The 14448-nt window shown below is 62.8% G+C and carries 14 protein-coding genes; 11 read left to right on the top strand and 3 right to left on the bottom strand.

Features of this window, described 5'->3' with window-relative positions:
• Positions 1 to 2 precede the first annotated feature (2 nt).
• The 3 genes from FHU29_RS18650 to FHU29_RS18640 are packed head-to-tail and all read left to right on the top strand — an operon-like array spanning position 3 to position 2823.
• Entirely contained in the window at positions 3 to 1046 is a 1044-nt protein-coding gene (locus FHU29_RS18650) for an MCE family protein (RefSeq protein WP_064441870.1), read from the top strand.
• A complete protein-coding gene (locus tag FHU29_RS18645) occupies positions 1043 to 2254 on the top strand; it encodes an MlaD family protein (protein ID WP_064441869.1) in 1212 nt (403 codons plus the stop codon). The genes FHU29_RS18650 and FHU29_RS18645 overlap by 4 nt, the downstream gene beginning before the upstream one ends.
• Before the next feature lie 5 nt (positions 2255 to 2259).
• Positions 2260 to 2823 (top strand): hypothetical protein, encoded by a 564-nt coding sequence (locus tag FHU29_RS18640; RefSeq protein ID WP_064441868.1) that lies wholly within the window; start codon positions 2260 to 2262, stop codon positions 2821 to 2823.
• Here FHU29_RS18640 and FHU29_RS18635 read toward each other — a convergent pair.
• Both FHU29_RS18635 and FHU29_RS18630 read right to left on the bottom strand, forming a co-directional pair.
• A complete protein-coding gene (locus tag FHU29_RS18635; protein ID WP_064441867.1) occupies positions 2800 to 3732 on the bottom strand; it encodes a hypothetical protein in 933 nt (310 codons plus the stop codon). The genes FHU29_RS18640 and FHU29_RS18635 overlap by 24 nt on opposite strands.
• A 103-nt stretch (positions 3733 to 3835) precedes the next feature.
• Entirely contained in the window at positions 3836 to 4690 is an 855-nt protein-coding gene (locus FHU29_RS18630; RefSeq protein WP_064441866.1) for a DUF7847 domain-containing protein, read from the bottom strand.
• A gap of 173 nt (positions 4691 to 4863) precedes the next feature.
• Between FHU29_RS18630 and FHU29_RS18625 the strand changes: the two genes are divergently transcribed.
• Positions 4864 to 6066, top strand: coding sequence for a sensor histidine kinase (locus tag FHU29_RS18625; protein WP_064441865.1), 1203 nt, complete (start codon positions 4864 to 4866; stop codon positions 6064 to 6066).
• Between the two features lie 13 nt (positions 6067 to 6079).
• The gene (locus tag FHU29_RS18620) at positions 6080 to 6784 is read left to right on the top strand and encodes an IspD/TarI family cytidylyltransferase (protein WP_064441863.1); all 705 of its coding nucleotides are present in this window, start codon (positions 6080 to 6082) and stop codon (positions 6782 to 6784) included.
• Here FHU29_RS18620 and FHU29_RS18615 read toward each other — a convergent pair.
• Positions 6775 to 7488: a 2-C-methyl-D-erythritol 4-phosphate cytidylyltransferase gene (locus tag FHU29_RS18615; RefSeq protein ID WP_074390915.1), complete on the bottom strand. Its 714-nt coding sequence runs from the start codon at positions 7486 to 7488 to the stop codon at positions 6775 to 6777. The two genes, FHU29_RS18620 and FHU29_RS18615, sit on opposite strands and share 10 nt — an antisense overlap.
• An 81-nt stretch (positions 7489 to 7569) precedes the next feature.
• Here FHU29_RS18615 and FHU29_RS18610 point away from each other — a divergent pair, with 81 nt between their 5' ends.
• The 6 genes from FHU29_RS18610 to FHU29_RS18585 all read left to right on the top strand — a co-directional run bounded on the left by FHU29_RS18610 (position 7570) and on the right by FHU29_RS18585 (position 14439).
• A complete protein-coding gene (locus FHU29_RS18610) occupies positions 7570 to 8376 on the top strand; it encodes a LytR/AlgR family response regulator transcription factor (RefSeq protein ID WP_423785885.1) in 807 nt (268 codons plus the stop codon).
• A 13-nt stretch (positions 8377 to 8389) separates the two neighbouring features.
• On the top strand, positions 8390 to 8776 hold the full coding sequence (locus FHU29_RS18605; protein ID WP_064441858.1) for a hypothetical protein: 387 nt from the start codon (positions 8390 to 8392) through the stop codon (positions 8774 to 8776).
• Between the two features lie 22 nt (positions 8777 to 8798).
• Positions 8799 to 10553, top strand: a complete 1755-nt coding sequence (locus tag FHU29_RS18600; RefSeq protein ID WP_064441856.1) for a sodium/solute symporter — start codon at positions 8799 to 8801, stop codon at positions 10551 to 10553.
• Positions 10554 to 10746: 193 nt separating this feature from the next.
• Positions 10747 to 11118, top strand: a complete 372-nt coding sequence (locus FHU29_RS18595) for a DUF485 domain-containing protein (RefSeq protein WP_064441854.1) — start codon at positions 10747 to 10749, stop codon at positions 11116 to 11118.
• Positions 11115 to 12740 carry a solute symporter family protein gene (locus tag FHU29_RS18590; protein WP_064441852.1) on the top strand — a complete coding sequence of 542 codons (1626 nt, stop codon included), beginning with the start codon at positions 11115 to 11117 and terminating at the stop codon, positions 12738 to 12740. Before FHU29_RS18595 ends, FHU29_RS18590 begins: the two co-directional genes overlap by 4 nt.
• 157 nt (positions 12741 to 12897) lie before the next feature.
• Positions 12898 to 14439, top strand: a complete 1542-nt coding sequence (locus FHU29_RS18585) for a carboxylesterase/lipase family protein (protein ID WP_064441850.1) — start codon at positions 12898 to 12900, stop codon at positions 14437 to 14439.
• Positions 14440 to 14448: the final 9 nt, after the last annotated feature.

Below are 14448 nucleotides of genomic sequence, written 5' to 3'. Positions count from 1 at the left end.
CCATGACTGTGCTCACGAAATCGAGACAGGCGCTTATCGGACTTTGCGCCGCGGCGACGCTAACGGGATGCTCCATCGGAATGGATCAGATCCCGACGGATTGGGCGCAGGGGCGCAATACGTACTCGATCGATGCGGTAGTGCAGAGCGCGGATCTTCTCAACGTGGGTAGTGAGGTGCGCCTCGGACAGCGGCTCATCGGGCGTATCAGTGACTTGCGACCGGATGGTGGCCAGGCCGTGCTCACTATGCGGCTCGACGGCGATGTCGAACTCCCGAGCAACGTTTCGGCGCGCGTGGAGCTGCCCACCCTGCTCGGTAACCCCTATGTGCGAATGCTGATACCAGCTGACCCCGCCGCCCTGCCGCTCGAGCCGGGCAGCGTGATCACCCGCGACTACACCGAACTCGGACCGGAACTTGAATCCAGTATCGCGGCAATCGGTCTCGTGCTGCAGGCCAGCGGAATCGATCAGCTAGAAACCGTAGTGAAAGAAGCGGCCGAAGCATTCCGTGGGCGCGGGGGAGACTTCGCCCGGCTCGTCGATTCACTGATCGCCATTACCGACACCATCAACGCTCAGCATGACGAGATAGACGCCACGCTCACCGCGATGGCCAGCACCACGGCGCAGTTCGCCGACAATCGAGGGAACTTCGAGCGTGGACTGAATAGCGCCGGTCCGCTGCTCGCCGAGCTGTCACAACAGGAACAGCAAATCGGGGCGTTCGTTGACCGCTTTGCCGCCGCCGGAGCAGATCTCGCGACGCTGCTCGGCCAGACAGAACAAGAGCTGCCTAAATTCCCTGAGCGGCTTCGGGGCGTCGTTGACGCGTTCGAATCCGTGAACTACGAACTCACACAGTTGCATATCGTCCTGGCTGCGTTCATGAATGGCTTCGCCAACGCTCAGGAGGGTGATTACCTTCGCTTCGACGGGACGCTCGACCTTCCCGAATCGGTCGCGAAGGTGCTTTTTGGCACCCGCGCGGATGAAAGCGACCCGAACGCACTGTTAAGGCAACTCACGGAGGGCACGCGATGAGAAAAGCAGTGCTTGTTCAGCTGGCGTTGTTTCTCGCCATCGCGATCGTCGTCGTTCCTGCAGGTATTCGCTACTCCTTGGGGCCGCAAGCGAATCCGTTCGGCTCAACGATCCACGTTGTCACGCATTTTGATCACGCCAGGGGGATTGGTTCAGGCACGCCCGTAACATTCCGCGGGATCGTGTCCGGAAAGGTGACCTCAGTGGACGTCGCGGAAATCGGCGGCGTGGATATCAATGTCGCACTTGACCCTGGTACGCAAATACCGGCTGACTCTTACGCGATCGCGTCAATGCTGAATCCTGCTGGCTTGTCTGTGCTGGAGTTCCGGGCCGACGCGGAAAGTGACAGAAACCTGGAGGACGGCGACCTCGTACGAGCTCCTGTCGAGATGCAAAACGTCGGATTCACCGAATCCCTCGCCCAAGTGCGCGTACTGATCGATTCCCTGGACGCCGGATCAATCGGGTCGCTCGCGGAATCGATGTCGGCCGCGCTGGCGAACAGGTCCGATGACATCGGCGACATCGTGGACAACGCGCACGCGCTCGCTGGAGTACTCGAGGACCACGACGAAACTTTCGACTGGTTCGGCGAAAACGGGCAGCGAACGATGGCGGCGCTCGCTGACGCCTCAGATGCCTTGCCGGGCACCGCGCGATCGATGCGCGTGGTGGGGGAGGACTTCACCGAAGGCGGGCCCGCTCTGGACTATCTGCTGGACGAAGGTCCGAGGGTGATGCAGCGCTTGACCCGTTTGCTCGACGAACTGCCGAGTGATGACGCACGACTCACCCGTGGACTCGCCGATGTCTTTCAGATCCTGGGTGGTCGTGACGCCGCGCTTCTGGCGATGGCAGACACCATGCCCGTTGCGTTGGAGAAGCTCACCAGGATCGGGATCGGGGACCGCGCGGACTTCACCCTTGTCGTCACCCAGGGCCCGGTCTGCTACTACGAAACTCCGCGCCGCGTGGTCGGTGACGTCAGTCCACGCGAGCCCAATTTGGGCGTGTACTGTCCGCCGGGGGAACACCACGCTAACCGTGGCGCGCTCACCGCTCCGAGACCGGACGGGCTGGGTCTGCTCGGCTACACGACGCCAGGGTTCCAGACTGTCGGGCCACCGATCGTCGATGATCCGCTGCTGATACCGACCGGAATCGAGGCGTTCCGGGAATTGCTTGAGATGGGAACACCGAATTGACCAACATGTCCGATGCTGACGCACAATCCGATGGTCCGGCAGACGGAGCGGAGGTACCGTCTCCAGCGGCACCTCGTAAGCGTGGCGGAACCACCCTTCTGGCAATCGCACTGGCAGTGATGACGGGCCTCAGCGCGGTACTGGGTTACCTCTACTGGGACGCGACCCGGGACACCAGCGCGAGCGAGTTCGAGGGCGAGGAGCTCACCGGCGCTGCCGCTGCGGGCGCCGAGTATGCGGAAATGGTCAGCACCTATTCCTTCGACAACTTCGATGAGCATTACGATTCTGTCGCCGCGATCTCAACCCCTGAATTCCAAGAGGAGTACCGAACCGCAGCGGAATCGCTGAGAGAGTTTCTCAGCGAAGCGGAGGGTGTCTCCGAGGGCACGGTCGAGTATGCCGCGGTCTATCGTCAGACTGACGATGGCGCGCAAGTAATGGTTTTTCTGGACCAGCAGGTGCGTAACGTTCTCGCCCCTGACGGCCGTCTCGACAAGAGCCGCCTTCTTGTGACGCTGCACAAGGTCGACGGCGAGTGGCTTTTACACGACGTCGGAGGTTCCTGACGTCTCCCGGCTGCCTGTCACCGTCCGGTAAGCGTAGGCGAGCGCGATCGCTGTTACCGGGATGGTGATGAGGAAGCCTACGATCACCACGGTGCCCAGCACCACGATGAGGTAACAGGCGACCGTCAAGAGCAGCAGCGGCCCTACGTTGTCGATCACGGTGCGCCAGCTCGACTTGAGCGCCTCGATCGCGTTCTGGTTCTGATCGACAACGAAGTGCACAGTGAACATGCTGAGGAACCCGACGATCAGCCCAGGGACCACGCACAGCAGCAGGCCAGCCAGCGTCAAGGCTGCTACCACAACGGTGGCGAGCAGTATTTGACCGATGTTCGTCAGCCGCAGGAAATCCCGGAGCGCTGGGCGTTCACCCGCGCTTTCATCGAGTGCTCCCCGTACGACGCCCGCGCTCAGAACCATCAGTACCCCAACGATGATCGCGATTCCGGCCGCAGCGAGCGAGACCACCACCAGAGGATTGCGGTCGGGTTCGCCAGCAGGAGCCAGGAAAATCATGGAGGCGGGGAAGGCGACCAGAAGGCCGAAAACAAGGCTGAGGAGCAGAAACCCTATCCACGCCCCCACATTGTTGACGTATTTGTCCCACGCGAAACGCAGTGCGTCGCCGATGTCGAAGGTGGCGTCAGCCGCCCCGCGATAGCGCAGCTTGCCCTTCCCGCCACTTCCCTTGAGCGGACCGTAGGGTGCGGGGGGTTGCTCGCCCGGGTCCAGATAGTTGCCTGGGGGCGGCTTCGCGCCGGGACTGAGAGAACCACCTGCCCTGGGATATTCGCCCTGCGGCGGGTAACCGCCAGGTTCCGGCGTCGCGCCGGGCTGCGGGATGTCTTCAGGCGTCGGAAAGCCGGACTCTCCGGAGGTGCTGTCACCGCTGGGTGGATTGCTCGACATCTGTCCCCATCTCGTTGAACCTCAGCCATCAAGTATGACTGCTAAGACGCTACTGGCGCGGGACAGGTGTCCCGCGCCAGCGCGTCTAGTCCAAAGTCGGCACCTACAGGGCTGGCTGACGGCCCGTCAGCGTCCGGTATGCGTAGACCGACAGCATCGTCATCAGCGGCAGAATCACGAGGAAGCCGAGGCCGCAGGTGATTACGCCGAGGAGGCCGAGTCCGAACAGCGTCAGGATCAGAAGCAGCAGCGGCACCACGTTCTTGGAGACGAGTGACCAGCTGCTCTTGATTCCGGTGATCGCGTCCACGTTCTGATCGAGCACGAAGTGCGTCACGAACATCGAGAGGAACGCGACGATCAGGCCGGGGATGATCAGCAGGACGAAGCCGATTGCCGTCATGATGCCGACGAGGATCGAGGCGATCGCGAGGTGGAGAATGTTGTTCAGGTTCGCGAAGTCCCCGAAACTGGGCTTCATGCCGTCCGCGGTGTACAGCGCGCCGCGGATCATCATCCAGCCCAGCACCGCGGAAATGATCGTCGCGAGGAGGTCAACGAACCCGAACGCAAAGATGTCGTCGGGGTCGCGGCCAGTTGATCCAGCGAATGAGAAGACGATGTTCACCACACCGATGATGAGAGTGAATCCCACCCAGATTGCCCAGTTGTCGGCGAACCGGTTCCACGCCCAGCGGATACCGTCGCCGATGCGGAATTCGCCGCTGGCTTGTCCGTAACCGCCCCCGCCGGGAGGGGGTGGCGGGTATGAGCCTTGCGGCCCGAAACCGCCGGGAGGGGGTGGGGGTGGGTAATCGCCGAACTGAGGCGGTGGAGGTGGTGGGTAGCCACCGGGCTCTGACGGTGGATTCCAGCCCTGGTCGCCCGTTCCGCTGTCATCCGGCTCGCCGGGACCGCCACCATGTGGTGGTTGCCCGCCGGGAGGGTACTGCGTCATCTAGCACTCCTTTGGTCCGCTTTGCGCGAAAAGGTATCGCTTGCTTCGGCTGAGTCTGTCCAACGATGCGGACTTGCGCAACACGAGTGATGCCAAATGAGTTACGGGTGTGTCACAAGATCAAACGTCCCTGCCTGCGAGCACGAAGTATCTCGCGTAAGTAATCTCACCTTATGTCTTCTGTCGCGGTGGCTGTCGGCGCGGTCGTGCTCGCCGTCCTGGTGGTCCTTGCGATAGCCGTCTGGCTGCGTGCCCGCCAGGGTTTCACGACGCCCACAGAGCGCGCCGTGCATGCGACGCTGTCCACGGCGGGTGAGGCGGCGAAGGTGCTGCGCCGCGGACTGACCGCGGAATCCGCAGCTGAGTCGGCCCCCATCCTGTCATTGCTGGTTGGTTCCCAGGGAATGGCGATTTGTGGTGCGGACGGGCAGGTACTCGCGTGGGAGGGGCAAGGCCGGCAGCATAAGAGCAGTTTTTCGGCAGTGGCGCGAGACGTGGTTGCTACCGGAAGGCAGCGGCTGATCCGGCACGACGACATGGATTGCAACCGTGACGATTGCGAGGTGTGGGCGTTCGTCGCCCAGCCCCTCATCACCGGTGAAGCATCGGATCTTCCCCAAACCGTCGGGGTTCTCACCGCCGTCGTGACCGGTCCTGTCAGCCCGGGACTTGTGCGTACCCTCGCAGAGGTGACGCGCTACGCGGCAAGTCAGCTCGAACTCGCCGAACTCGACGCGTCACGGGAACGGCTCGCGCACGCCGAGGTTCGTGCGCTGCGGGCACAGATCAGTCCGCATTTCATTTACAACGCTCTCACCACGATCGCCTCGTTTGTGCGCACTGACCCGCAGCGCGCGCGGGAGCTGATTCTCGAATTCGCGGACTTCACGCGGTATTCGTTTCGATCCGCTGGCGAGTTCACCACGCTGGCAGAAGAGCTGCAGAACGTCGAGCGATATCTGACCCTGGAGCAGGCACGCTTCGGAGAAAAACTCTCGGTCCGTTTGCAGGTCGCGCCGGAGGTTCTCAACGTTGTCATCCCGTTCCTCGTGCTGCAGCCCCTTGTGGAGAACGCGGTGCGGCATGGCATCGCTGGAAACCCGGAAGGCGGGTCAGTGGCGATCAACGCGACGGACTCCGGTGCGGAATGCGTTCTGAGTATCGAAGACGATGGAATCGGAATGGACCCCGAAAGATTGCGCTCGGGCGCATTCGATTCCGACCCGCACGACACCCATATTGGGCTGAGCAACGTGGACGAACGTTTACGTGCAGTATTCGGTGATGATTATGGGCTGGTCGTCGAAACTGCAGTCGGGGCCGGTACTAGGGTCGTGTTGCGCGTGCCGAAGTTCCGGCAGGGTGTGACAGCGTAAGGGATGCGAGGACATGACCAATCCTGTACTGGTATTACCGGTTCCCCGCGACTTCGCGGACAACCCGGCAGCAGTATTTTCGCGACTGGGCAACAACACGCTACTGGTCCACTGTCTGCGCGCCATGCTCGACGGGGCCGTCGGCAGGAGAACCCTGGTTCCAGTCGCCACGCCCCTGATTGCAGAGGTACGAGAGGTGGTCGCCGCCTCAGAACTTCGCTCAGTCGAGCTGATTGCTGTGGCGGGGGAGGGCACGCGACGGGACTGTGTGAGTGCTGCACTGTCTGAGCTTGCCGGATCAGACGAGTCAGAAACTCAGGTTGTGCTGCACGATTTGCGGTTCCCCCTGGCGTCTCCTTCGCTCTGGAACAGGGTCGTGGACCGGTTGGACGAGGGCAACTGCGACGTGGTGGTTCCGGCACTTTCGATGGTCGACAGTGTGAAAGCCGTTGATCATTCCGGGGTTATTGCAGAAACAGTCGATCGGTCGCTGCTGCGGTCCGTTCAGTTCCCGCGCGGGTTCCGCGCGGTGGCCCTGCGGCAGATCACAGAGAACACCGCAGATCATTCCCCATACGATGAACTCACCGCGGCGGTCCGGGGCGGATTCACGGTCGCACTGGTTGCCGGTGACCCTGACGCGTTCGCCGCGAAGATCCCCCAAGACAGCGCCCTCGCGAACGCGATCATCGATTGCCGCCGGGAAGGTCAGCGCTGATCCAGCAGCCGCTCGGCGAGAGACAAGTCATGCGCGAAGGTGACTTTGAGGTTGCGCTCGCTCCCTGGAAATGTCCGGACGGTGAGATCTGCGAAGTTCTCGATGCTTGCGGCCGTGTCGGTCCCCTCGAACCCGGCCGCGACAGCGGCCTCGAACGCCGTGAGCAGTGGCTGGGCACGAAATGCCTGGGGTGTCTGGACGCGGACAAGGTGCCGTTCCGGAACTGTGCAGATCTCACCCTCCGAGGTGACATGCACCAGTTCTGCGGCGGGCAGAGCGGGAACCGCGCCTCCGAATTCGTGCGCCACCGCCACCGCTGCCCGCATCATCGCAACCCCAGCGAGCGGCCGAGCTGCGTCGTGTACCACCACGACATCGATTCGTTCCGCCTCGATATCTGATGCCAGATATTTCAGTGCGTTGTACTCCGACTCGTGTCGAGAAGCACCACCCTCGATCACCTCGACGCTGTTGTCAGCGGTGTCGCGCTTAAGGATCGATTCGACCAGTGCACGATCCTCGGGGCGGATAACAAGGATGGTTCGAACGAACTCAGGGGTTTGCGAGACGGCGTCGAGTGTCCAGGAGAGGAGACTCCGGCCGGCGAGCGGCAAGAAGACCTTATTTCCTTCGCTGCCCATCCGGGTGCCACTCCCAGCCGCGAGCACGACAGCGGCGGCACGGCAACGCGCAGGATTCACCACGCCAACACTCTAACGTGCGAATTGTGGCTGATCTTGACCACTAGTACCCCATGGCACAGGCGGCCCGGCATGATGGACAGCATGGAAAGAGCCGACTCCGCGCCGCTGACGGTTCTGGCTGTCGATGACGAGGTCCCTGCCCTCGATGAGCTCGTGTACCTGCTACGTGAGCAGGACGGGATCGGGAAGGTTCACGCGGCGAACGATGCGACGAGCGCATTGCGGATCCTCCGCAGCGAAAGTATTGATGCGGTCTTCAGCGACATCCGGATGCCTGGACTCGACGGCGTCGAGCTCGCTGGAATAATCAGTGCTTTCAAGAAGCCGCCCTTCGTTGTGTTCGTCACCGCGCACGACGACCGTGCCGTCGACGCCTTCGATGTCGGTGCCGTCGACTATCTGCTGAAGCCGCTGCGAACTGAACGGCTGGCGCAGGCGATGAGCCGAATCCACGAGCACCGGGCAAAACAGGTGAGCACAGTTGAGAAACCTGCCCCGCCGCCTCCCGCCACGCAGCCTTCCGATGAGGTCATCCCGGTAGAACTCGGCGGCGTCACCACCCTCGTACGACGCTCCACGGTGGGGTGGGTTGAGGCAGATGGTGATTATGCGCGGCTGCACACCACGGCAGGTTCACACCTGGTCAGAATTCCGTTAGCCACTCTGGAAGATCGGTGGGCCGACGCTGGTTTCATTCGCGTCCATCGCTCCTACCTAGTGTCGTTACGCCTCGTGACGGGACTCAAGAGCGCGGGCACCGGGTACGTCGTCACGCTTCGGGGTGAGCGGGAACTGCGGCCTGTGGAACTGCCGGTGAGTCGCAGGCACACCCGAGCGCTGAAGGACCGGCTTGTGCGCGGCCCGATGCAATCTTGGCAAGCGAAATAGCAGGGAGGCCACAATGCCCGATCCCGAAAGCACGCGGGGTGGCCCGCGACCGCAGCGTGAGCGCGTCGTCCTGTCCCATCGCGCCGGTGCCCGGCCAGTCCGTACGCGGATCGAATTGGAAGAACAAACACGCGTCGGCGAGGTACTTGTCGCGGGGCTCATGCGGACGCAGCTCGGTCTCGCGCTGCGCCTGGCGCTGCTCGTCATCATCAGCGTTGGCGTGCTGCCGCTCGCTTTCTGGCTGGTGCCGGGGCTTGCGGCGGCGACAGTAGGAGGTGTTCAGCTGGCGTGGCTGCTGCTCGGTGCCGCGATCTATCCATTGCTCGCGGGAGTGGGCTGGGTCTATGTACGTCAAGCCGAACGTAATGAACAGCAGTTCTCCGAACTTGTCGAAGACTAGACACTGAGAAGATCAGACACTGATGAGTGGCCTTCAGCAGTACGGCAGTGGCGCGGTGCTCACCCTGACCGCTGTCCTTCTGGCGGCGCTCGCAACCGTCATCGTAGGGTCACTCGGGGTCCGTTTCGCGCGCACAACCTCGGACTTCCTCGTTGCGTCGCGCCGGGTGGGCCCGCGCCTGAACGCTGCCGCGATCTCAGGTGAGTACCTTTCTGCCGCATCGTTTCTCGGCGTTGCCGGGCTCATTGCCAAATACGGCGCGGATGCGCTCTGGTATCCAGTGGGCTTCACCGCTGGTTACCTCTTTCTGCTGATGTTCGTTTCAGCACCGCTGCGTCGCTCGGGTGCCTACACTGTTCCGGACTTCGCCGAGTTCAGGCTTGCGTCCGAACGTCTTCGACAGCTCACCATGGTTTTCGTTGTGCTCATTGTGGGGCTCTACATGGTGCCCCAGTTTCAGGGCGCCGGTCTCACGTTGCGGATCATCCTGGGCTTCCCCGAATGGGTGGGGGTCGCGGTTGTGGGCGGCATCGTCATCGCGAATGTTGCCTCCGGCGGGATGCGTTCCATCACCTTTGTTCAGGCATTCCAGTACTGGCTGAAGCTCACCGCACTCGCGATACCCGCGATCGCGATCGCCGTGTTCTTCCTGACAGAGCAACGGCCACTCAGTGAACCCCTCCCACCCGTCGTCAGCTCTGATACCACGATCAGCGTCGAAACGGATGTCGTGGTGCGCACCGACGTGCCCGTCGCGCTGACCATGGACGGCACCGCCACCACGTTGCTGCCGGGTGAGCATTCGATACAGGCGGGTACCGAGCTGCTGCTTCCGGAAGGAACCCCAGTGCCCGTCGTTGCCGGTGCGCCGATTTCAGGTGCCGACTGGCTGCAGCCCGGATCGGGACTGGGGACGGGCAGCGGTGATGGCGCGGGGATTGAGCTGTATGAGGTGTATTCGCTGATTCTCGCGACTTTCCTTGGAACGCTCGGATTGCCGCACGTGCTCGTCCGCTTCTACACGAATAAAACCGGCAGTCTCGCGCGCTGGACCAGCCTGATCGTGATCGGCCTCCTCGCGATCTTCTATCTGTTTCCCGTCATCCTCGGCGTGCTCTCGCGCGTATACGTGCCGCAACTACTTTTGACCGGAACATCAGACGCAGCGGTGCTGTTGCTGCCCTCTGCTGTGTTCACGGGACTGGCGGGGCAGATACTGGCGGCGATGGTGGCGGCTGGTGCGGTCGCTGCCTTCATGTCGACCTCATCCGGTCTCCTGGTTTGTGCGGCGGGTGTGCTTTCGACTGACGTTCTGCGCGGCAGGGTCCGCGATTTCCGGCTGAGCGCCCTGATCGCCGGTGTCACTGTCATGGGCCTCGCGCTCGCTGCCACCCGTCTCGACCTCTCCCAATCTGTGGGGCTAGTGTTCGCGGTTGCCGCGTCAACATTCGCGCCGCTGCTTCTGCTGGGAATCTGGTGGCGTGGCCTCACTGTCGCCGGCGCAGCAAGCGGACTGCTTGCGGGCGGGATCTCCAGCCTCATCGCGGTGCTCGTCACAGTGCTCGGTTTCGGTCCCTCAACAGGCTGGGCAGCGGCAATACTCACACACCCCGCCGCGGTGACAGTGCCACTCGCATTCCTCACCATGATTACGGTGAGCCGCGCGACCGCCTCCACGGTCCGCCCGGACGTCGCCCGGACCTTCACGCGCATGCATATCCCGGAGCGATTCGGGATGGTGCGCGACCGCGCGATCGAGCGCTGGGGCCGGGGCTGAAAACCGCGTCTGCAGGCACATACCGTTCACCGCTCGTCGCGCCCCACTGACCGCTCAGCGCACGGTCGTGCTGCTCGGCGTGTGACCCGAACCACAGCCCTCATTTGTGACTCAGCTCTCATTAACGTCGGGGCATCACGTCAAATCCCAAGGGCGCCGGTAAGGCCGGGCCCGCAACCGTCGAGGAGCTACCGTGACCGCACCGCCAGTCCTCGCCTCACCGGCCGAGCAGACTCCCGAGCCCCGGATTGTCACTGCTGAAGATTTCGTCCGCGTCCAGGCAAGCCCAGAGTTCCAGGACCTCCGCCGGAGGCTCCGCCGCTTCGTCTTCCCGATGACCGTGTTCTTCCTGGGGTGGTACCTGCTCTACGTGCTGCTCGGGGTGTACGCCACCGGGTTCATGGGCACGCCCGTTTTCGGCAACATCAACGTCGGCCTGCTCCTAGGGCTAGGCCAGTTCATCACCACGTTCGGTATCACCGCGTGGTACATCATCTTCGCCAACCGCAATCTTGATCCGCGTGCTGCCGCGATCCGCGAGGAAATGGAAGGAACAACGGCATGAACATCCTCGCTCAAGAGTCCTCTTCAATGGTCGGCAACCCGCTGATCAACATGTCGATCTTCGTGCTCTTCGTCGCGGCGACCATGGTGTTCGTCATCCGCGCCAGTCGCACGAACAAAACCGCCGCTGACTTTTACACCGGCGGCCGCGGATTCTCCGGACCGCAGAACGGCATCGCGATCTCTGGCGACTACCTTTCTGCCGCGAGCTTCCTCGGAATCGCTGGCGCGATCGCTGTGTTCGGATACGACGGATTCCTGTACTCAATCGGTTTCCTCGTCGCCTGGCTGATCGCTCTGCTTCTTGTCGCCGAACTACTGCGCAATACCGGCAAGTTCACGATGGCTGACGTGCTGAGTTTCCGGCTGCGCCAGAAGCCTGTCCGTACTGCCGCTGCGACCTCGACAATGGTCGTCTCGCTGTTCTATCTGCTCGCCCAGATGGCGGGCGCAGGTGGTCTCGTTGCGCTGCTGCTCGACGTCAACGACCGCGCCACCCAGTCGCTGATCATCGCCGTCGTCGGCGCGCTCATGATCGTTTACGTCCTCGTAGGCGGAATGAAGGGCACCACGTGGGTGCAGATCATCAAAGCCTTCCTGCTCATCACAGGCGCAGGCGTCATGTCCGCACTGGTGCTGTGGAAGTTCGGCTTCAACATTTCCAGTCTGCTCGGCTCCGCACAGGACACCGTCAACTCCACAGTTGAAGGCGGCCGCGATGTGCTCGCACCGGGCGCGCAGTACGGCATCAGCGAAATGTCGAAGCTGAATCTCATCTCGCTAGCCCTCGCGCTCGTCCTTGGTGTCGCGGGTCTGCCACACGTCCTGATGCGCTTTTACACGGTGCCCACGTCAAAGGAAGCCCGTAAGTCGGTTGTGTGGGCCATCGCCCTGATCGGCGCGTTCTACCTGTTCACCCTGATCCTCGGATACGGTGCGGCGGCTATCGTTGGGCCGGAACGCATCCTCGGCGCAGCGGGCGGACAGAACTCTGCTGCACCACTGCTGGCCTACGAGCTCGGCGGCACAATCCTCCTCGGAGTGATCGCGGCGGTCGCGTTCGCCACGATCCTCGCGGTTGTCGCGGGTCTCACGATCACCGCCTCAGCTTCGTTCGCTCATGACATCTACGCGAACGTGCTGAAAAACGGTGATGTCGATGAGAAGAAGCAGGTTCGGGTTTCCCGCATCACCGCCGTCGTGATCGGTGCCCTCGCAATCGGGCTGGGTATCCTCGCCAACGGTCAGAACATCGCGTTCCTCGTCGCTCTCGCCTTCGCGGTGGCCGCTTCCGCGAACCTGCCGACGATCCTGTACTCCCTGTTCTGGAAGCGGTTCAACACGACCGGCTCGCTGTGGAGCATCTACGGTGGCCTCGCCTCCGTGATCATTCTGATCATCTTCTCCCCAGCAGTGTCCGGCGCCCCGACCGCCATGCTCCCGAACATGGACTTCGCATGGTTCCCACTGTCGAACCCGGGCATCGTGTCCATCCCGCTCGGCTTCCTGTTCGGTTACCTCGGTTCGGTCCTCTCGAAGGACACGGGCAACGCCGAGAAGAACGCTGAAATGGAGGTTCGTTCTCTCACCGGTGTGGGCGCAGAGAAAGCAGTAGCCCACTAGACCGGAGAGGTCCAGGCACCATCAACAGGCCCAAAAGCCAGCCCCGGAGTGACACGCCGTCACTCCGGGGCTTCGCTGTGACTGTGGGCACGAAATTGTTATCGCCTTGGCATCGATTTCGTCGCTCGTTGGACATCACGCACCTATCGGCGCGAGAGTGGGCATTGTGACCCACCATCCCGAAACGTCGGTTGCCGAAACCGACGTCGAAACGACGAGCGGCGCGGTCCGGGGCTATGTCACAGACACGGCCCGGGTCTGGCGAGGCATACCCTATGCCGCCGCGCCCGTCGGGGAACTACGTTTCCGGGCGCCCGAGCTGCCGCACCGCTGGCAGGGCGTCCGTGACGCGACACAGTTCGGAGCGATTCCCCCGCAGGAGATTCCGCGCGGCATAACGGCTCCCGCGTCTTCGGACGTCACGATGGATGAAGATTGCCTCACGATCAACGTGATCGCGCCACGCGGACGGCGCCACGAAAAGCCACTCCCCGTGCTGGTGTACATCTACGGTGGCGCGTACACGAGTGGTTCCGCGGCCCTTGATGTGTACGACGGCTCCCGGCTTGTCGAACGCGGCGAAGTGGTGTTCGTGTCCTTCAACTACCGCCTGGGAGCCCTGGGGTTCCTCGACCTTTCTTCATTCTCCGGAATTGGCCGCAGATTCGACACCAACGTTGGGCTCCGTGACCAGGTGAGGGCGCTGGAGTGGGTGCGCGACAATATCGCAGGTTTCGGTGGTGACCCCAGCAACGTCACGCTTTTCGGTGAATCCGCAGGAGGGATCTCGGTCACCACCCTGATGACCGTGCCGCAGGCACGTGGACTTTTCGCGCGTGCAATCGCGCAAAGTCCCGCGGTCGCGGCTGCCTACGAACCGGAACGAGCGGAAGGCACCGCACGGGACTTCCTGGATATCCTCAACGTGCTCGAATCACACACCACAGAAGTGCTTGGCCGCGTGCCTGCTGAGGAGTTCGTGGAGGCGAGCGCTGATTTGAAGGAACGCCGGGTCCGCAAATTCCCCGGCACGATGACGTTCAGCCCCGTCATCGACGGTGACTTTCTGCCGCGGCGGCCGGCGGAGGTTTTCGCCGCGGGGGAGGCGCACCCGATTCCGCTCATCATCGGCACGACGGACCGGGAAGGTGCCTTGTTCGCCCGCATGGGGGAGACCATCCCTACGACGGTGCCGATGATCGAGTTGATGTTCGCCCAGACCGACCCCAGCAAACGTGACGACGTGATCGCCGCATATCCGGACTACCCGGGCCGCCGGGCCGCGACTGACATCGGTGGCGACGTCATCTTCTGGCATCCCACCGTCGAGGCGGCCGAGGGCCACAGTCAGGCGGCACCTACTTACATGTACCGGTACGACTTCGCGCCGCGGCTGCTGCGCATGCTGCGAATGGGTGCAACCCACGCCACGGAACTCCCCGCCGTGTTCGGAACACTCGACAGCAGGGCGGCGAAGGCCCTCACCACGGTCGGAGGGCGCTCTCAGCTCGCCAGCCTCAGCGAACGTATGCAACAGCACTGGCTGAGTTTCGCGCAGCAGGGGACACCGATGAAGGATTGGCCAGCCTACGAAGCGTCTGCCCGCAGCACCAAGATCTTCGATTCGGAGGACAGGGTCGAAAATGATCCGCGCGCCGTCCGGCGCCGAGCGTGGCGTGGGTATCAGAATTACCGGTGACGCGCACCG

The organism is Hoyosella altamirensis (assembly GCF_014191505.1).
In the GTDB taxonomy this organism is placed as follows: domain Bacteria; phylum Actinomycetota; class Actinomycetes; order Mycobacteriales; family Mycobacteriaceae; genus Hoyosella; species Hoyosella altamirensis.
Note: the sequence above shows the minus strand (reverse complement) of the source record. Positions and strands in the feature narration are given on the sequence as shown.